A 17,492-nucleotide genomic window follows, 5' to 3' on the forward strand; every position below is an offset into this window, starting at 1 on the left:
CCTCAGTCCCGCACAGCGGGTGCCGGATGTGAAAGAGAGTCACGTGAAAGAGCGATTTGTATGAAAATCGTCCGACTCGGAGGAACATCCATGCGCACCTTGATGCCCCCGTCCGTCGCCGGCACCCGCCTCGGCGTGACGGCCCTGACCGTCCTCACCGCGGCCGGAGCCACCTGGCTCGCGACACCGACCGCCGTGGCCGCCCCCCCCGCAGACGACATCCGGATCCACAGCGAGCAGACGCCGTACGGTTGGTTGAAGGACGACCTCGAGGTCTGCAGGTTCTACCTGGAGGCCGTCAACTTCGACGCCCTCAACGGACCTTACGCCTACACGATCACCGCGCTGCAGCCCCCGTCCTACAGTGTGTCGGACAGCATCATCCTCACCAACGGCGCCGGCCACACCCAAACGCTGGCGGAGCTGCCCGACGGGCAGTACAAGCTCACCTGGACCTACCCCCCCACCACCGGGACCGAAAAGACGAAGAACTTCCGGGTCGACTGCCACGACGAGCGCAAGCACGGCAAGGCATACGGTCCCGGCGGCCACTCGTACGAGGACCCGAGCGGCGAGAAGGGCGAGCCGGGCGGCTACGAGAAGGGCGACCCGAGCGGCTACGAGACCGAGGAGCGCAAGGAGGAGGGCGCCTGGGGTGAGCACGAGAGCGGTGGGCCCAAGGGCGGCGTCCACGCCGGTGGCGGCGGTCTCGTCGACACCGCGAAGGCGTACACGCCGCTGAGCGCGGCCGCCGGTGTGGGCCTGGTCGCGGTCAGCGGAGCCGTGTACTTCCGCCTGCTGCGTCGTCGCTCGCATGGTGCCGCGTAAGGACAGACGCAGGCCCTGGTACCGGACCCGCGCCTACCGCCTCGCCAGGACGGCCCTGATCGTGGTCGTCCTGGCGACGCTCGTCCGGTGCGGGGCGCACCAGGCGCCCACCGCACCGGACCAGGCCGGGCAGGGCGCACCGCCCCGGCCGCTGCCCCGGTCGCCGGCGACCACCCTGCGCGTCCCCTCCCTGAAGATCAACGCGCCGGTCGTCGGGATGCGGCTCGGCCCCGACCGGCAACTCGGGACACCACCGCTCGACAAGCCCAAACTCGTCGGCTGGTACCAGGACGGCCCCACGCCGGGCGAGAAGGGCACCGCCATCGCCGTCGGCCACCGCGACACCAAGACCGGCCCCGCCGTCTTCGCCGCCCTCGCTCAGGTGTCCCGCGGCAGCCACATCGAGGCTCGTCGGGCCGACGGCCGTACCGCCGTCTACACCGTGGACCGGGTCAAGGTCTTCGACAAGTCCAGATTTCCCGACAAGGAGGTGTACGGGCCGAGCCGGCGCCCGGAGCTGCGGGTACTCACCTGCGGCGGCCTCTTCAACCGCAAGACGGGTTACACCAGCAACGTCGTCGTCTTCGCCCATCTCACCGCGACCCGCTGACCGGCCGCCGGGCGCTCGCCGCGCGGGCCCGCGGGGTTGTGCCGCCCCGCCGGCCCGCCGCCTCCGTTTTCGTCCGGCCAAAGGCAGGCCTGGATTCCGTCCTGCGTCTTCCCCCGGGCGCGTACATTCCGTTAATTTCCGTGACTTACAGCCCGTACGACTCGCACGGGCCGTTCGGTCGCGGAGCGTCAGCGCTCGCGCAGTGAGCCCCCGGGGGCACCGTCATGACACGCGCCATCTCTCTTCACGACGTGAGCAAGGCCTACACGCGAGGCGTCCGCGTGGTGGACCGGCTGTCGCTGGACATCACACCCGGCGAGTTCCTCGTCCTGCTCGGCCCCTCCGGCTGCGGCAAGTCCACCGTGCTGCGGATGATCGCCGGCCTGGAGGACATCACCGACGGACACCTGCTGCTCGACGGCGAGTACGCCAACGAGCGGCTCCCGGCCGAGCGGGACATCGCGATGGTGTTCCAGAACTTCGCGCTCTACCCGAACATGACCAGCCGCGGCAACATCGGTTTCCCGCTGCGCTTCGAGGCGCCGGGCCAGGACCCGAGCCCGCGCGTGGACGCCACCGCCCGCATGCTGGGCATCGAGGACATCCTGGACCGCTTCCCCGGCCAGCTCTCCGGCGGTGAACGCCAGCGCGTCGCCATGGGCAGGGCGATAGCCCGCCACCCGTCCGCCTTCCTGATGGACGAACCGCTCTCCAACCTCGACGCCAAGCTCCGCAACCACCTGCGCGCCGAGATCACCACCCTCACCCGGGAACTCGGCGTCACCACGGTGTATGTCACCCACGACCAGGCCGAGGCCATGTCGCTCGGCGACCGGGTCGCCGTACTGCGCGGCGGGGTGCTCCAGCAGGTGGGCACGCCGCGCTCGGTCTACGCCCTGCCGCGCAACGTCTTCGTCGCCGCCTTCATCGGCACCCCGCGCATCAACCTCCTGCGCGGCATGGTCCGCGCCCCGCTCGACGGCGCGATGACCATCAGCATCGGCAAGCAGTCCCTGCGGCTGCCCGAGCCCCTGTCCCTGGACCACCAGCTGCTCCGCGTCCAGCAGGGCCGCGAGATCATCGTGGGACTGCGCTCGGAGGCCGTCCGGCTCGCCAAGCCGTCCGCCGCCCGTCCCGGTGAGGTGGCGATCAGCGGCCTGGTGGAGCACGTGGAGTTCCAGGGGCACGAGGTCCTCGTCCACTTCAACACCGGCTCCAGACCCGCCCTCGTACCGGACCTGGAGGCCCCGCAGCCCGCCGACCGTCTGGCCCGGCGCCGCCACCGCGAGGGCGGGTCGGTCCTCAGCCGTTTCCGGGAGCGGGCGGGCGCCCTGCGTGCCGGACCGGTGGTGGTCCTGGACGACCCGGCGGAACCGGTCACCGTGTCCGAACGCGCGGACAGCCGTTTCCCCGGGGACCTGGTCGTCCGCACCACCCCCGACATCGACCTGCGGCGCGGGATGCAGGTCCCCCTGCTCGTCGACATCGCCCACCTGTTCGTCTTCGACCAGCACGGCGAACGCATCTGCCCGTCCCCGGCGCGGCTGCCGGATCTGGAGGCGTGAGGCCCGCCCGGCGCCGCCCGGCAGCAGCGGCACACGTTCCTGCACCCGCCCGGACCGCAGGCCGTCTCCAAAGATCCCTGGCGGCAGAAAACTAACGCCGCTAGTTTATGTGGGTCGCTTACTTTGTGACGCGGACGACGCAGCCCCGCCCGGGAGGACGCACGATGAAGGCACACGACGGCATGTACTTCGACGGCGAGTGGCGCCCCGCCACCGGCCCGGACGTCATCGAGGTCGTGAACCCGGTCGACGAGCGGGTCATCGGCCAGGTCCCGGCCGGTACCGCCGAGGACGTCGACGCCGCGGTACGGGCCGCCCGTGCCGCCCTCGTGTCCTGGGCCGCCACCGCGCCCGCGGAACGGGCCGCCCGCCTCACCGCCCTGCGGGACGTCCTGGCCGCCCGCAAGGACGAGATCGCCGAGACGGTCACCGCGGAACTCGGCTCGCCCCTGAAATTCTCCCAGGCCGTGCACGCGGCCGTGCCGATCGCCGTGGCCGGTTCCTACGCCGAGCTGGCGGCGACGTACGCCTTCGAGGAGAAGGTCGGCAACTCGGTCGTCCACCAGGAGCCCGTCGGCGTGGTCGGCGCGATCACGCCGTGGAACTATCCCCTGCACCAGATCGTCGCCAAGGTCGCCCCGGCGCTGGCGGCGGGCTGCACGGTCGTCCTGAAGCCCGCCGAGGACACCCCGCTGGTCGCCCAGCTCTTCGCCGAGGCGGTCCACGAGGCCGGGCTTCCGGCGGGCGTCTTCAACCTGGTCACCGGCCTCGGCCCGGTCGCCGGGCAGGCCCTCGCCGAGCACCCGGACGTCGACCTCGTCTCCTTCACCGGCTCCACGGCCGTCGGCCGGCGGATCGGCGCGACGGCGGGCGCGGCGATCAAGAAGGTCGCGCTGGAACTGGGCGGCAAGTCCGCCAACGTCATCCTGCCGAGCGCCGACCTGGCCAAGGCGGTCAACGTCGGCGTCGCCAACGTCATGTCCAACTCCGGTCAGACGTGCAGCGCCTGGACGCGGATGCTGGTGCACCGGGAGCGGTACGAGGAGGCCGTCGAACTGGCCGCCGCGGCCGCCGCGAAGTACGGCGAGCGCATCGGCCCGGTCGTCAACGCCAAGCAGCGGGCGCGGGTGCGCGGTTACATCGAGAAGGGCGTGGCCGAGGGCGCCCGGCTGGTCGCGGGCGGCACCGAGGCCCCGCGCGAAAAGGGCTACTTCGTCAGTCCCACGGTCCTCGCCGACGTCACCCCCGACATGACCGTGGCCCAGGAGGAGATCTTCGGTCCCGTCCTGTCGATCCTGCGCTACGAGGACGAGGAGGACGCCCTGCGCATCGCCAACGGCACCGTCTACGGGCTCGCGGGCGCCGTCTGGGCGGCCGACGCGGCCGAGGCGGTCGCCTTCGCCCGCCGCATGGACACCGGGCAGGTCGACATCAACGGCGGCCGCTTCAACCCGCTGGCCCCGTTCGGCGGATACAAGCAGTCGGGCGTCGGCCGCGAACTCGGCTCGCACGGTCTCGCCGAGTACCTCCAGACCAAGTCCCTGCAGTTCTGAGGAGCGTCGCCGTGGTTCGAGCCGCCGTACTTCCCGCCGTGGGCGCCGCCCTGGAGATCACCGAGATCGATCTCCCCGACCCCGGGCCCGGCCAGGTCCGGGTCCGGCTCGCCGCCGCCGGGGTCTGCCACTCCGATCTGTCCCTGTCCAACGGGACCATGCGGGTCCCGGTCCCCGCCGTCCTCGGCCACGAGGGCGCCGGCACGGTCGTCGCCGTGGGCGACGGGGTCACCCGCGTCCGGCCCGGCGACGACATCGTCCTCAACTGGGCCCCGTCCTGCGGCAGTTGTCATGCCTGCACGCTCGGCGAGGTCTGGCTGTGCGCCAACGCGCTCAACGGGGCCGCCGACGTGTACGCGCGTCGCGCCTCGGACGGCACCGACCTGCACCCCGGCCTGAACGTCGCCGCGTTCGCCGAGGAGACCGTCGTGTCGGCGGACTGTGTCCTCCCGGCGCCGGAGGGCGTCCCGCTGACCGACGCCGCCCTCCTCGGGTGCGCCGTCCTCACCGGCTACGGCGCCGTCCACCACTCGGCGCGGGTCCGCCCGGGGGAGACGGTCGCGGTGTACGGCGTCGGCGGCGTGGGCCTCGCCGCCCTCCAGGCCGCCCGGATCGCGGGCGCGTCCAGGATCGTCGCGGTCGACGTCTCCCCGGCGAAGGAGGAGCTGGCACGGGCGGCCGGCGCCACCGACTACGTCGTCGCCTCCGACGCCACGGCCCGGGAGGTCCGTGCCCTGACCGGCAAGCAGGGCGTCGACGTGGCCGTCGAGTGCGTGGGCCGCGCGGTCACCATCCGCGCCGCCTGGGAGTCCACCCGCCGCGGCGGCCGTACGACGGTCGTCGGCATCGGCGGCAAGGACCAGCAGGTCACCTTCAACGCTCTGGAGATCTTCCACTGGGGCCGGACCCTGGCGGGCTGCGTCTACGGCGACTGTGACCCGGCGCGGGACCTGCCGGTCATCGCCGAACACGTCCGGGCGGGCCGCCTGGACCTGGGCGCGCTGGTGACCGAACGGATCGGCCTGGAGGGCATCCCGGCGGCCTTCGAGAACATGCTGGCGGGCAAGGGCGGCAGGGCACTCGTGGTGTTCTGAGCCCGGAGAGACGCCCGGAGCCCTCGGGTGCTCCGGGCCTTCGCTGCCGCGGCTCGCGCTCGGCGCCTACGCCGTCCGTCTGACCTGCTCGTACTGCTGCGCCAGCCCGTCCAGCAGTGCGGTCAGCCCGGTCTCGAAGGCCCGCTCGTCGATCTTCTCCTGCTGCTCGGCGAGGAGGTGGGCCTGTCCGAGGTGCGGATAGTCGGCGGGGTCGTACGCGTCGGCGTCGTCCACGAAACCGGCGGCGAAGGAGCCGAGCGCGGAGCCCATGACGAAGTACCGCATCAGCGCGCCGATGGACGTGGCCTGCGCCGGAGGCCAGCCCGCCGCCACCATCCCGCCGAAGACGGCGTCCGCGACCCGCAGCCCCGCCGGTCGACGGCCCGGGCCGCGGGCGAGGACGGGCACGATGTTCGGATGGTCGCGCAGGGCGGCCCGGTAGGAGACGGCCCAGTCGTGCAGCGCGGTCCGCCACTCCCGGCCGTCCTCGAACATCGACAGGTCGACCTGAGCGCTCACCGAGTCGGCGACCGCCTCCAGGATCTCGTCCTTGGTGCGGAAGTGGTTGTAGAGGGAGGGCCCGCTGACCCCCAGTTCGGCGGCGAGCCGACGCGTGGAGACGGCCGCGAGGCCCTCCGCGTCCACCAGCACGCGGGCCGCCCGGACGATCCGGTCGGTGCTGAGGAGGGGCTTGCGCGGTCGGGCCATGGCGCACATAGTAGGGCTGCGAGCGAAAACTAGCAGTGCTAATTTAAAGGTACGGTCTTCAAGTGGGGTGGCTCGGCGTGAACCTGGAGCTCAGCGAGGAGCAGGCTGCCGTGCGGCGGCTCGCGAGGGACTTCGTGGAGCGTGAGATCGCCCCGCACGTCATCGCGTGGGACCGCGCCGAGGACGTCGACCGCTCGATCGTGAAGAAGCTCGGCGAGGTCGGTTTCCTCGGTCTGACCGTCGACGAGGAGTACGGCGGCTCCGGCGGCGACCATCTCGCGTACTGCCTGGTCACGGAGGAGCTCGGCCGCGGGGACTCGTCCGTGCGCGGGATCGTGTCCGTCTCGCTCGGCCTGGTCGCCAAGACGATCGCCGCCTGGGGGGACGAGGAGCAGAAGCGGCGGTGGCTGCCCGGGCTCACCTCCGGCGCGTACGTCGGCTGCTTCGGCCTCACCGAACCGGGCACCGGATCCGACGCCGGCCACCTCGCCACCCGCGCGGTCCGGGACGGCGCGGAGTACGTCCTCGACGGCACCAAGACGTTCATCACCAACGGCACCTGGGCCGACGTCGTGCTGCTCTTCGCCCGCTCCACCGACGCCCCCGGTCACCGGGGAGTGTCCGCCTTCCTGGTGCCGGCCGACACTCCCGGCCTGACCCGCCGCACCATCCACGGCAAGCTCGGCCTGCGCGGCCAGGCGACCGCGGAACTGGTCCTTGAGGGTGTGCGCGTCCCGGCGTCCGCGATGCTCGGCCCCGAGGGCAAGGGCTTCTCGGTCGCCATGTCGGCGCTGGCCAAGGGCCGGATGTCGGTCGCGGCGGGCTGCGTGGGGATCGCCCAGGCCGCCCTCGACGCGGCCGTCCGGTACGCGGGCGAGCGCGAGCAGTTCGGGAAGACCATCGCCCACCACCAGCTCATCCAGGAGCTGATCAGCGACATCGCCGTGGACGTGGACGCCGCCCGCCTGCTCACCTGGCGGGTCGCCGACCTCATCGACCGCGGCCGGCCCTTCGCCGTCGAGTCCTCCAAGGCCAAGCTGTTCGCCTCGGAGGCGGCCGTCCGCGCCGCCAACAACGCGCTCCAGGTCTTCGGCGGCTACGGCTACATCGACGAGTACCCGGCGGGCAAACTGCTGCGCGACGCCCGGGTGATGACCCTCTACGAGGGCACCAGCCAGATCCAGAAGCTGGTCATCGGCCGGGAGCTGACCGGGGTCTCGGCGTTCTGAGTCCCGCGGGCGGGACTGCCGGGCGGCGAGTCGTCTGAGTACCGCTCTGAGTACATCGGCGGATGTGGCACGGGCCACGTCCGCCGATCCTTCTCCCATGAGTGACACACCGGGCAAGCAGCAGAACACGGCAGCCTTCTACGGCCAGGCCGTCGCGTCCTTCGCCGTCGCCATGGCGGCCACCGCCATCGGCATCTTCAAGCTGAACGCCGACGCCTGGGTCCGGGCGTTCCTGGCGATCGCCGTCCTGTACCTGGTCACCTCCGCGTTCACCCTCTCCAAGGTGATCCGGGACCGCCAGGAAGCGGCGACACCGGCGTACCACCCGTTCGAGAAGCTCTGAGCCCGCCCCAGGGGTCCGTGAAAGGCCCCTAAGCGCCCGCTCACCTTCGGCGGTATGGTGGGAGCCGTGCCAGTGGAGAAGGAGCGTGCGATGAGTACGGCGGAGGAGACGGCCGACGGCGAGACGTCGGCGTGGGGCGAGGTCACGCCCGACGCGGCTCGGCGGCTGCTCGTCGCGGCGGTGGAGGCCTTCGCCGAGCGGGGCTACCACGCCACGACGACCCGGGACATCGCGGGCCGCGCCGGCATGAGCCCGGCCGCGCTCTACATCCACTACAAGACCAAGGAGGAACTCCTCCACCGCATCAGCAGGATCGGCCACGCGAAGGCCGTGGAGATCCTGCGGGTGGCGGCCCAGGGGGAGGGCAGCGCGACCGAGCGGCTCGCCGACGCGGTCAGCTCCTTCGTGCGCTGGCACGCGGGCGGTCGTACCACCGCACGGGTCGTGCAGTACGAACTCGACTCCCTCGGGCCGGACGCCCGCGCCGAGATCCTCGCGCTGCGCCGCCAGTGCGACGCCGAGGTGCGCGGGATCCTCGAGGACGGCATGGCCACGGGCGAGTTCGACGTGCTCGACGTGCCCGGCACCACCCTCGCCGTACTCTCCCTCTGCGTCGACGTGGCCCGCTGGTTCAACGTCGCCGGTTCCCGGACACCCGAGGAGGTCGGCGCGCTCTACGCCGACCTGGTGCTGCGGATGGTGGGGGCGAAGTAGGACCGCGTCGGCTTCAGCATGTTCAAGGGTCGATCGGCGTGAGCAGGCCGAGACGGTCCTCGATCTCCTGGGCAGCGGCCAGGCACAGGTCTTCCCGGAACGCGCGCCCGATGATCTGCACGCCGGACGGCAGTCCGTCGCCGAATCCGGTCGGTACGGCGACCGCGGGCACGCCCACGAAGCTGGTCACCGTGCACAGGCGCATGCCCTCGGCGACCCGTTCCCGTCCCGCTTCATCGCGTGACTCCAGTCCCGGCTCGACGGGCGGCTCGGTGAACACCGGTCCGAGCAGCAGCGGGTACTCGTCGAGGAACTCTGCCCAGGAGCGGCGGATGCCGAGCCAGGTCCCCATCAGCTTGGTGAGTTCTGCGGCGTTCGCAGGCGGAGTCTTCTCCATGGCCATCTGGATGTAGCGGTCTCCGCCCTCGCCGAGCAGTTTCCGCACCACCGGCCAGGTCGGCGCGAATTCGGTCACGGTGATCCGGCCGTATGCCTCGAGTGCCTCGTCCAACCGCGGAACATCCGCCATCTCCCGTACGTCGTACCCTGCATCGCGCAACGCGTCCGCTGCCGCCGTGACGGCCCCGCGGACCGTCGGGTGGACGCCGTGGCCGCCGGGGTCGGCGACAAGGGCGACCTTGACGGGCCCCGGCAGCGGTTCGCCGTAGAGGGGCACGGGTACGGCCCGTGGGTCCCGCGGGTCGGTCCCGGCCAGCGCCTCGTATGCCAGCCGCAGGTCGGCGACCGTACGGGCCAGGGGCCCGTCGGTGACCAGCATCTGCGAGGCCGGTCCCGGGTCGTCCGCGCCGAGGACGCGGTGGTCGGCGGGGAACCGCCCGGTGGTCGGCTTCAGCCCCGTCACGCCGCAGAACGACGCGGGGATCCGTACCGATCCGCCGGAATCGTTGCCGAGTCCGAGTGCGGCCATGCCGGTGGCGACGGCCACTCCGTCACCGCCACTGGTGCCGCCCGGGGTCCGGCTCCGGTTCCAGGGGTTGACGGTGTCGCCGAACAGCTCGCTGCGGGTGTGCATCCCGGCCAGGACCAGGGTGGGCATGTTGCTGTGGCCGATCGGTATGGCTCCCGCCGCACGGAGCCGGGCCACCGGGGGTGCGTCGGCCGGAGCCACCAGGTCGCGGAAACGTGCCGTTCCGAGTGTGGTCGGCACCCCTTCGACCGCGGTGGTCTCCTTCACCGTGAAGGGCACGCCGGCCAGTGGCCCGAGTTCCTCGCCCGCTGCTCGCCGTTGGTCCGTGTGTGCCGCGGCCTCGCGGGCCCGCTCGGCCAACAGCTGCGTGACCGCGTTGACCTGTGGGTTGACCTCGGCGATGCGTTCCAAGTGGCTGTCGACCAGTTCGACCGCCGATATCTCTCCGCCTCGGACCGCCTCCGCCTGGGCGGCGGCGGTCATGGCCCACAGGGGGTTCTTTCTGATCATCGCGCTTCCTGTCCACATGCCGAAGTGCCTGTGCCCGAACCCTAGCCCGGAAGCGATACGATCGTATTGGAATAAGGAGGCTGACCGAGCATGCCCAAACAGGTGGACTACGAGAGTCGACGCCGCCGGATCGCCGAGGCGGTCTGCCTCCTCGCCGACGAACACGGACCGGAGGGAGTGAGCATGCGCGACGTCGCCGCCCGCGCGCAGGTCTCCCTGGGCGCCGTTCAGCGCTGCTTCCGCAGCAAGGGGGAGATGCTCCTCTTCGCCGTCGACCACGTCGGCGACCGCATCACCGAACGTGTCAAGGCCCGCCTGGCGGCGAGTCCGGCCCAGTCAGCCGCCACCGCCCTGGGGCACGCGACCGACGAATTCGCCCTGCTCCGCGAGGAACACCGGGCCGAAGCGCGGATCTGGCTCGCGTTCGTCGCTCAGGCAGCCGTCAGCGAGCCGCTCGCCGGCCCGCTGAGAACCAGCTACGCGGCCCTCCAGAACGTCCTCGTCCGCCTCGTCACGGAGGCCACCGAGAGCGGCTCGGCCGGCGAAGGCGTTACGCCGCCCGACCCGCGGCACGAGGCTCGCGCCCTGCTCGCCCTCGCCGACGGCCTCACCACCCATGTACTCATAGGCCACTTGACCGCGGGGGAAGCCGAGGAAGTCCTGCACGCGCATCTGGCCGGCCTCTGGGAACGCCTCGGCACCACCCGCTCCCGAAGGGGCGTCGGACACTCAGGGCGGTCATTCAAACCCAGCACCAAAGCCAGTGGCGCCCGTTGAGCAAGCCCAGGACTCCAGGTGTATTGCCTGGTCCCCGACCGTCAGAGGTAGTAGCGCGACACCGACTCCGCGACGCACACCGGCTTGTCGCCGCCCTCGCGCTCCACGGTGAACGCGACGGTCACCTGGACCCCGCCGGTCACATCCGTGACGTCGTTGATCGTGGCGGTGGCGCGCAGCCGGGAGCCGACCGGGACCGGGGCGGGGAAACGGACCTTGTTCGTCCCGTAGTTGACGCCCATCTTCACGCCCTCGACCTTGATCAGCTGCGGGCCGAAGAGGGGCAGCAAGGACAGGGTCAGATAGCCGTGCGCGATGGTGGTGCCGAACGGTCCCGAGGCGGCCCGCTCCGGGTCCACGTGGATCCACTGGTGGTCACCGGTCGCCTCCGCGAACAGGTCGATCCGCTTCTGGTCGACCTCCAGCCAGTCGGTGTGCCCGAGCTGCTCGCCCACCGCCGCCTTCAGATCGTCGGCGGACGTGAAGATCCTCGGCTCTGCCATGTCCCGGCCTCTCGTGTGATGTCTAAGCGACTGCTTAGCATGGTCCTCCGGGCATCCCATGTCAACGGACCTCGTGGGCGAATGATGGGTAGGGTTCGAGGGGTGCCCCAGATTCCTGAGAAGATCCACGAGCTCACGGTCGGTCAACTCGCCGCACGCAGCGGCGCCGCCGTCTCCGCCCTGCACTTCTACGAGTCCAAGGGCCTGATCAGCAGCCGCCGGACCGCGGGCAACCAGCGCCGCTACTCGCGTGACGCGTTGCGCCGGGTCGCCTTCGTCCGGGCCGCGCAGCGCGTCGGTATTCCGCTGGCGACGATCCGTGAGGCGCTCGCCGAACTCCCCGAGGAACGCACTCCGACCCGCGAGGACTGGGCCCAGCTCTCCGAGACCTGGCGCTCCGAACTCGACGAACGCATCAATCAACTCAACCGCCTCCGCGATCACCTCACCGACTGCATCGGCTGCGGCTGTCTCTCCCTGGAGGGCTGCGTCCTGTCCAACCCGGACGACGTGTTCGGCGAACGGCAGGCGGGATCGCGGCTGTTGGTGGAACGGGGCAAGGGCCGCCCCACGTCCGTCGGCCGCCAACAGGGGGAACGGGATCCGCAGAGCTGCAGCTGAGGCCGACGCTCGCGACACGTGCCGGAACGCGCACCGCGCTCCACGGCGGCCGCCGCCGCGCGCGCCCGTACACCTTCGGGCCGAGCGGGGACACGGCGAACCGTGCCGTCGCGTCCGTCCCGGACCAGGCGCCGGCCTCCACGCCCACACCCAGGTCGATCAGGGCGGCGGCCACCCCCTGGGCTCGTGCCAGTTGGCGGAAGCGCGGTCGGCACGCCCGGTCCGGTTCCGGATCGGATCCGCTCCATCCGAACCGCCCGGTTCCGCCCCGGCGCCGACTGGACCGCCGCTAGGGAACAAGCAGGGGTGCGGCATCCCCGGCGCACCCCTGCGACGCACGATTCCTAGGTAGCTTCGGCGGCTTGGGTAGCTTCGTCGGCTCGGGTGGTTTTGGTCGCGCTTGGATCGCTCTGGTCGCGTTCGGATTGCTCTGTCCGCGTTCGGATCGCTCTGGTCGGTTCGGTCAGGCCGGTATCAGCAGCCGTCCGCGCCTGGCGTCCGCCAGGGCGTCGGGCGTGAGCACGGGTCGCGGTACGAGAATCCCGCAGCCCGTGCAGACCGGGCCGGTCGAGGGTTCGTGGTCCAGTTCGTACTTCCAGACGAGGCGTTCCCCGCCGCACGCCGGACACTCTGCGCCCGGCTCCCGCTCCAGTGCGGAGATCAGGCGGCGCAGTACCTCCGCCAACGGCTCATGGGGATGGACCCGCGGGTCGTCGCACCAGGCGACTCCGAATCCGCCCCAGGTCAGCCGGTGCCAGTCGTCCACGCTGCCCGGCCTGCGCAGCCCGTCGTGCTTCTCCTTCTTGCGCCGCTCGGCGAACTCGACCTCGTAGGCCAGCCAGACCGAACGCGCCTCCTCCAGTTCCTCCAGTGCGGCCACGAGCCGCGCCGGGTCGGGGGAGCGGTCCTCCGGACCGAAACCGGCCCGGGAACACAAATGGTCCCAGGTCGCCCTGTGTCCGTAAGGGGCGAACCGCTCAAGGCACTTGCGGAGCGAGTAACGCCGCAGCGCCAAATCGCACCGTGGGTCGCGCACCTGTCTCGCCAGACTCCGGAAACCGGCCATCGCCCTGCACCTCCGTCACACCTGCACCTGTACTTCGGTCACTTCGGCGTCGTCCAACGGACGTCGCCGAATAGACGTATCGACAAGCGATTTGGCTCCATCTGATTTCCGATGGCCTCCATAAGCCGACCGACGCCACTCCAAAACTTGACGCATGTTCATCTTCAATCCCGGGGATACCGGCGGTAACGTCCGGCCCACCCCCGTCGGTAGGAGCTGCCATGCCACGGCGCACCCCACGCACCGTCCTCCACAGACTGAGAACTCCCGGCAGATTCCCCGGGTTCCTGAAGTCCGCTTCCCTATGCGTCCTGGTTGCCGGTCTCTTGTCCCCGCTTGCCCCGGCAGCGGCCGCTCAGACACCGGCTGCCGAGGCGATCGCCGCGAACGACCACTGCGGCGGACAGTGTTCCGACATCCTGCCGCCGGGCCAGAACGGCAACGCCACCCTCGCGCAGATCCTGCTCAACCAGGCCTTCGGCAGCCAGCCCGAGCACGCCGAGGACCAACTCGCCCCGTACGCAGGCCTGACCAAGGGGTACCCCTCCCTCACCAACACCACGATCAACAACTTCTTCAACGACGCGTCCTTCGGGGTCCCCGCCGACCAGGTCGCCTCCACGGTCAAGCCCGCCGGTCGCAGCGACGTGACGATCGTCCGCGACAAGAAGACGGGCGTACCGCACATCACCGGTACCACCAGATACGGCACGGAGTTCGGCGCCGGCTATGCGGCGGCCCAGGACCGGCTGTGGCTCATGGACGTCTTCCGGCACGTCGGACGCGGCCAGCTGACCGGCTTCGCGGGCGGCGCCCCGTCCAACCAGGGCCTGGAGCAGGAGTTCTGGCGCAACGCCCCCTACACCGAGGCCGACCTCCAGGCCCAGATCGACAACGCCGTCGCCTCCGCCGGTGACCGGGGCAAGCAGGCCCTCGGCGACGTCAACGCCTACGTCGCCGGCATCAACGCCTACATCGACGCCTCCGACAGCGCCCGCAACTTCCCCGGCGAGTACGTCCTGACCGGCCACAAGGACTCCATCACCAACGCCGGCACGATCGACCACTTCAAAACCACCGACCTGGTCGCGCTGGCCTCCGTCATCGGCTCGCTCTTCGGCTCCGGGGGCGGCGGCGAGGTCAACAACGCGATATCGCTGCTCGCCGCTCAGCAGAAGTACGGCGTGGAGCAGGGCACCCAGGTCTGGGAGTCCTTCCGGGAGCGCAACGACCCCGAGGCGGTCCTCACCGTCAAGGACGGCAGCTTCCCGTACGCCACCAAGCCCGCCGACGCCCAGGGCGAGGCCCTGCCCGACGCCGGCTCGGTGACCCGGGAACCACTGGTCTACGACCGCACCGGCAGCGCGGCCACCGCGGACGCCACCGGCGCCTCCACCACAGCGGCGAAGACGGCCGTCACCTCGGCCAGGCGGGGCATGTCCAACGCCCTCGTGGTGAGCGGCGACCACACGGCGAGCGGCAACCCGATCGCCGTCTTCGGTCCGCAGACCGGTTACTTCGCGCCCCAGCTGCTGATGCTCCAGGAGATCCAGGGCCCCGGTCTCAGCGCCCGCGGCGCCTCCTTCGCGGGCCTGAGCATGTACGTGGAACTCGGTCGCGGCCAGGACTACGCGTGGAGCGCCACCACCTCAGGCCAGGACATCATCGACACATACGCCGTCGAGCTGTGCCAGGACGACTACCACTACCTGTACCGCGGCACCTGCACCGCCATGGAGAAGGTCGAGCAGAAGAACGCCTGGAAGCCGACCACCGCCGACGGCACCGCGGCCGGTTCCTACACGATGCGGGCATGGCGCACCGCGTACGGCCCCGTCGAGTACCGCGCGACGGTCGGCGGCAAGAAGGTCGCCTACACCACCCTGCGCTCCTCCTTCCTGCACGAGGCCGACTCGATCATCGGCTTCCAGATGCTGAACGACCCCGACTACGTGAAGGGCCCGGCCGACTTCCAGTCCGCGGTGCAGCACATCAACTACACCTTCAACTGGTTCTACGCCGACTCCGAGCACACCGCCTACTACAACAGCGGCGACAACCCGGTGCGGGCGAGTGGCGTCGACGCCGAGTTCCCGGTGTGGGCGCGGCCGGCGTACGAGTGGCGCGACTGGAACCCGACGACGAACACCTCGGACTACACCCCGGCCTCGGCCCACCCCCACTCGACGGACCAGGACTACTACGTCTCCTGGAACAACAAGCAGGCCAAGGACTACACGACCGCCTCCTGGGGCGACGGCTCCGTCCACCGCGGCAACCTCCTCGACGACCGGGTGAAGAAGCTGGTCGCCGCCGGCGGGGTCACCCGGGCCGCGCTGACCAAGGCGATGGCGGACGCGGCCCTGGCCGACCTGCGGGCCGAGGACGTGCTGCCGGACCTCCTCAAGGTGGTCAACAGCTCCACGGTGACCGACTCGACGGCCGCCGCGGCGGTGAGCAAGCTGCAGGCGTGGCTGACGGCGGGCGCCAAACGCACCGAGACGTCGGCGGGTTCGAAGAAGTACGCCGACACCGACGCGATCCGCATCCTGGACGCCTGGTGGCCGCTGCTGGTGAAGGCCGAGTTCGCCCCGGGCCTCGGCAACGACCTGTACACCGCCTTCACCGCCAACCTGCCCGTCGACGAGGCCCCCTCGGCCGCCCACGGCCCGACCGGCGCACACGCGGGCAGCTCCTTCCAGTACGGCTGGTGGAGCTATGTCGACAAGGACATCCGGGCGGTGCTCGGTGAGTCGGTGCGCGGGCCGCTCGCCCGGAAGTACTGCGGCGGCGGCAGTCTCGGCGCCTGCCGGGACGTCCTGATCAGCACCCTGAAGGAGGCGGCCGGCAAGACCGCCGCCCAGGTCTACCCCGGCGACGACCTGTGCTCGGCCGGCGACCAGTGGTGCGCCGACTCGATCGTCCAGCGCACCCTGGGCGGCATCAAGCACGGCAACATCAGCTGGCAGAACCGGCCCACCTTCCAGCAGGTGGTGGAGTTCACGTCACATCGGTGAGGCATCGGTGACGGCGGGCCTGCGCACCAGGCCCGCCGTCACCACCGACGACCTCCGGCGCGTCGGCGTTCTCACCGATAGAGGAGGTACTCCCGGCGCATCCGCCGGAACGCCGCCAGTTCCCGTTCCCAGCCCGCCACCACCTCGTCGGTGTCCGCGCCCGCGTCGATCATCGTGCGCACCAGCGTGGAGCCCGTCAGCTTGTCGATCCAGTTGTCCGGGCGCCAGGCAAAGCCGTTCCACACCTTCTTCGCCGTCACCAGGAGCGCGATCCCGGCACGTACCGGGTCGTAGACGTCCCGATCGTGCACGTGGATCTGCACGCCGCCGATCGTCCTCCCCTGGAACTTGGAGAACGTGGGCGCGAAGTACGCCTCCCTGAAGTGCGCGCCGGGCAGCCCGAGTTCACTCATCGCGGCGGCCCATCTCCCGTCCACGCCCTCCGCGCCCAGCAGTTCGAACGGCCGGGTCGTCCCGCGCCCCTCCGACAGGTTCGTCCCCTCGAACAGACAGGTCCCCGAATAGACGAGGGCGGTGTCGGGCGTCGGCATGTTCGGGCTCGGCGGCACCCAGGGCAGCCCTGAGGCGTCGTACCACGCGGACCGTTTCCACCCGCTCATCAGTACGGTGTCCAGCTCCACCGGCGCGCTCAGGAACTCCCCGTTGAACAGCCGCGCCAGCTCCGCGACGGTCATCCCGTGCGCCTGGGAGATCGGCTGCCGGCCGACGAAGGTGGCGAACTCCCGGTGCAGCACCGGCCCCAGGGCGGCCCGTCCGGTCACCGGATTGGGCCGGTCCAGGACCACGAACCGCCTGCCCGCGAGCCGCGCCGCCTCCATGCAGTCGAACAGCGTCCAGATGTACGTGTAGAAGCGCGCCCCCACGTCCTGGATGTCGAAGACGACGGTGTCCACGCCGGACGCGGTGAAGATGTCGGCGAGGGCCTGGCCGGACTTGAGGTACGTGTCGTAGACGGGCAGGCCGGTCGCCGGATCGTCGTAGCGGCCCTCGGAGCCGCCCGCCTGGGCGGTGCCGCGGAATCCGTGCTCGGGGCCGAAGACCGCCGTCAGCTCGACGCGGGGATCGGCGTGCATGACGTCCACGATGTGGCGGACGTCCCGGGTGACGCCGGTGGGGTTGGTGACGATTCCGACGCGCTGCCCCCGCAGGGAGGAGTAACCGGTCGCCGCGAGGTTCTCGAAGCCGGTTCGGCTGCGGCGGGCCGCGGAGGCCGGGGGTGCGCCGGTGATTGATACGGCTGCGGTGGATGCTGCGAGCAGGGTTCGTCTGGGTAGGTGCATGTGACCTCCTTGGACGGGGGCGTCGGCATGGGCACGTTATGTGCTTCCGCCGGATGTGAGGAGGCTGCGGGCCGGATGTGGCTGGTCGCGCAGTTCCCCGCGCCCCTGACTTGCTCCAGTCACCC

16 protein-coding genes are annotated in these 17,492 nt (G+C 70.9%); 11 read left to right on the forward strand and 5 right to left on the reverse strand.

What is annotated here, in order from left to right:
- The first annotated feature begins 90 nt into the window (after window positions 1-90).
- The 5 genes from ABZ027_RS27400 to ABZ027_RS27420 all read left to right on the forward strand — a co-directional run bounded on the left by ABZ027_RS27400 (window position 91) and on the right by ABZ027_RS27420 (window position 5,650).
- The gene (locus tag ABZ027_RS27400) at window positions 91-828 is read left to right on the forward strand and encodes a hypothetical protein (protein ID WP_356772875.1); all 738 of its coding nucleotides are present in this window, start codon (window positions 91-93) and stop codon (window positions 826-828) included.
- The gene (locus ABZ027_RS27405; protein WP_356772877.1) at window positions 815-1,438 is read left to right on the forward strand and encodes a class F sortase; all 624 of its coding nucleotides are present in this window, start codon (window positions 815-817) and stop codon (window positions 1,436-1,438) included. The genes ABZ027_RS27400 and ABZ027_RS27405 overlap by 14 nt, the downstream gene beginning before the upstream one ends.
- A 224-nt stretch (window positions 1,439-1,662) precedes the next feature.
- Window positions 1,663-3,003: an ABC transporter ATP-binding protein gene (locus tag ABZ027_RS27410; protein WP_356772879.1), complete on the forward strand. Its 1,341-nt coding sequence runs from the start codon at window positions 1,663-1,665 to the stop codon at window positions 3,001-3,003.
- A 164-nt stretch (window positions 3,004-3,167) separates the two neighbouring features.
- Complete coding sequence (locus ABZ027_RS27415) at window positions 3,168-4,556, forward strand: aldehyde dehydrogenase family protein (protein ID WP_356772881.1); 1,389 nt, start codon at window positions 3,168-3,170, stop codon at window positions 4,554-4,556.
- Between the two features lie 11 nt (window positions 4,557-4,567).
- A complete protein-coding gene (locus ABZ027_RS27420) occupies window positions 4,568-5,650 on the forward strand; it encodes a Zn-dependent alcohol dehydrogenase (protein ID WP_356772883.1) in 1,083 nt (360 codons plus the stop codon).
- Between the two features lie 66 nt (window positions 5,651-5,716).
- On the opposite strand, the gene ABZ027_RS27425 is transcribed toward ABZ027_RS27420, so the two are convergent.
- Window positions 5,717-6,358, reverse strand: coding sequence for a TetR/AcrR family transcriptional regulator (locus ABZ027_RS27425; protein WP_356772885.1), 642 nt, complete (start codon window positions 6,356-6,358; stop codon window positions 5,717-5,719).
- A 77-nt stretch (window positions 6,359-6,435) separates the two neighbouring features.
- Between ABZ027_RS27425 and ABZ027_RS27430 the strand changes: the two genes are divergently transcribed.
- The 3 genes from ABZ027_RS27430 (at window position 6,436) to ABZ027_RS27440 (ending at window position 8,644) form a co-directional block, all read left to right on the forward strand.
- Window positions 6,436-7,587: an acyl-CoA dehydrogenase family protein gene (locus ABZ027_RS27430; protein ID WP_356772967.1), complete on the forward strand. Its 1,152-nt coding sequence runs from the start codon at window positions 6,436-6,438 to the stop codon at window positions 7,585-7,587.
- 97 nt (window positions 7,588-7,684) lie between these two features.
- Entirely contained in the window at window positions 7,685-7,930 is a 246-nt protein-coding gene (locus tag ABZ027_RS27435) for a YiaA/YiaB family inner membrane protein (protein ID WP_356772887.1), read from the forward strand.
- Between the two features lie 90 nt (window positions 7,931-8,020).
- Window positions 8,021-8,644: a TetR/AcrR family transcriptional regulator gene (locus ABZ027_RS27440; RefSeq protein ID WP_356772889.1), complete on the forward strand. Its 624-nt coding sequence runs from the start codon at window positions 8,021-8,023 to the stop codon at window positions 8,642-8,644.
- 22 nt (window positions 8,645-8,666) lie between these two features.
- Here the strand turns inward: ABZ027_RS27440 and ABZ027_RS27445 are convergent, their stop codons facing one another.
- Window positions 8,667-10,082, reverse strand: coding sequence for an amidase (locus tag ABZ027_RS27445; RefSeq protein ID WP_356772891.1), 1,416 nt, complete (start codon window positions 10,080-10,082; stop codon window positions 8,667-8,669).
- Between the two features lie 90 nt (window positions 10,083-10,172).
- Between ABZ027_RS27445 and ABZ027_RS27450 the strand changes: the two genes are divergently transcribed.
- Entirely contained in the window at window positions 10,173-10,859 is a 687-nt protein-coding gene (locus tag ABZ027_RS27450; RefSeq protein ID WP_356772893.1) for a TetR family transcriptional regulator C-terminal domain-containing protein, read from the forward strand.
- Between the two features lie 41 nt (window positions 10,860-10,900).
- Here the strand turns inward: ABZ027_RS27450 and ABZ027_RS27455 are convergent, their stop codons facing one another.
- Complete coding sequence (locus ABZ027_RS27455; RefSeq protein ID WP_356772895.1) at window positions 10,901-11,362, reverse strand: MaoC family dehydratase; 462 nt, start codon at window positions 11,360-11,362, stop codon at window positions 10,901-10,903.
- Window positions 11,363-11,464: 102 nt separating this feature from the next.
- Between ABZ027_RS27455 and soxR the strand changes: the two genes are divergently transcribed.
- Window positions 11,465-11,983, forward strand: coding sequence for a redox-sensitive transcriptional activator SoxR (gene soxR / locus ABZ027_RS27460; RefSeq protein WP_356772897.1), 519 nt, complete (start codon window positions 11,465-11,467; stop codon window positions 11,981-11,983).
- Window positions 11,984-12,446: 463 nt separating this feature from the next.
- On the opposite strand, the gene ABZ027_RS27465 is transcribed toward soxR, so the two are convergent.
- Window positions 12,447-13,049: a hypothetical protein gene (locus tag ABZ027_RS27465; RefSeq protein ID WP_356772899.1), complete on the reverse strand. Its 603-nt coding sequence runs from the start codon at window positions 13,047-13,049 to the stop codon at window positions 12,447-12,449.
- Between the two features lie 221 nt (window positions 13,050-13,270).
- On the opposite strand from ABZ027_RS27465, the gene ABZ027_RS27470 reads away from it, so the two are divergent.
- Window positions 13,271-16,066: a penicillin acylase family protein gene (locus tag ABZ027_RS27470; RefSeq protein WP_356772901.1), complete on the forward strand. Its 2,796-nt coding sequence runs from the start codon at window positions 13,271-13,273 to the stop codon at window positions 16,064-16,066.
- A 71-nt stretch (window positions 16,067-16,137) separates the two neighbouring features.
- Here the strand turns inward: ABZ027_RS27470 and ABZ027_RS27475 are convergent, their stop codons facing one another.
- A complete protein-coding gene (locus tag ABZ027_RS27475; RefSeq protein ID WP_356772903.1) occupies window positions 16,138-17,367 on the reverse strand; it encodes a DUF1343 domain-containing protein in 1,230 nt (409 codons plus the stop codon).
- Between the last annotated feature and the right edge of the window lie 125 nt (window positions 17,368-17,492).

The organism is Streptomyces sp. NPDC006332, assembly GCF_040612855.1.
Lineage (GTDB): Bacteria > Actinomycetota > Actinomycetes > Streptomycetales > Streptomycetaceae > Streptomyces.

Coding starts and splice junctions, on each gene's coding strand:
- ABZ027_RS27445 (WP_356772891.1), bottom strand. CDS start 10,082: ATGATCAGAAAGAACCCCCTGTGGGCCATGACCGCCGCCGCCCAGGCG.
- ABZ027_RS27475 (WP_356772903.1), bottom strand. CDS start 17,367: ATGCACCTACCCAGACGAACCCTGCTCGCAGCATCCACCGCAGCCGTA.
- ABZ027_RS27425 (WP_356772885.1), bottom strand. CDS start 6,358: ATGGCCCGACCGCGCAAGCCCCTCCTCAGCACCGACCGGATCGTCCGG.
- ABZ027_RS27450 (WP_356772893.1), top strand. CDS start 10,173: ATGCCCAAACAGGTGGACTACGAGAGTCGACGCCGCCGGATCGCCGAG.
- ABZ027_RS27465 (WP_356772899.1), bottom strand. CDS start 13,049: ATGGCCGGTTTCCGGAGTCTGGCGAGACAGGTGCGCGACCCACGGTGC.
- ABZ027_RS27415 (WP_356772881.1), top strand. CDS start 3,168: ATGAAGGCACACGACGGCATGTACTTCGACGGCGAGTGGCGCCCCGCC.
- ABZ027_RS27455 (WP_356772895.1), bottom strand. CDS start 11,362: ATGGCAGAGCCGAGGATCTTCACGTCCGCCGACGATCTGAAGGCGGCG.
- ABZ027_RS27405 (WP_356772877.1), top strand. CDS start 815: ATGGTGCCGCGTAAGGACAGACGCAGGCCCTGGTACCGGACCCGCGCC.
- ABZ027_RS27400 (WP_356772875.1), top strand. CDS start 91: ATGCGCACCTTGATGCCCCCGTCCGTCGCCGGCACCCGCCTCGGCGTG.
- ABZ027_RS27440 (WP_356772889.1), top strand. CDS start 8,021: ATGAGTACGGCGGAGGAGACGGCCGACGGCGAGACGTCGGCGTGGGGC.
- ABZ027_RS27470 (WP_356772901.1), top strand. CDS start 13,271: ATGCCACGGCGCACCCCACGCACCGTCCTCCACAGACTGAGAACTCCC.
- ABZ027_RS27410 (WP_356772879.1), top strand. CDS start 1,663: ATGACACGCGCCATCTCTCTTCACGACGTGAGCAAGGCCTACACGCGA.
- ABZ027_RS27435 (WP_356772887.1), top strand. CDS start 7,685: ATGAGTGACACACCGGGCAAGCAGCAGAACACGGCAGCCTTCTACGGC.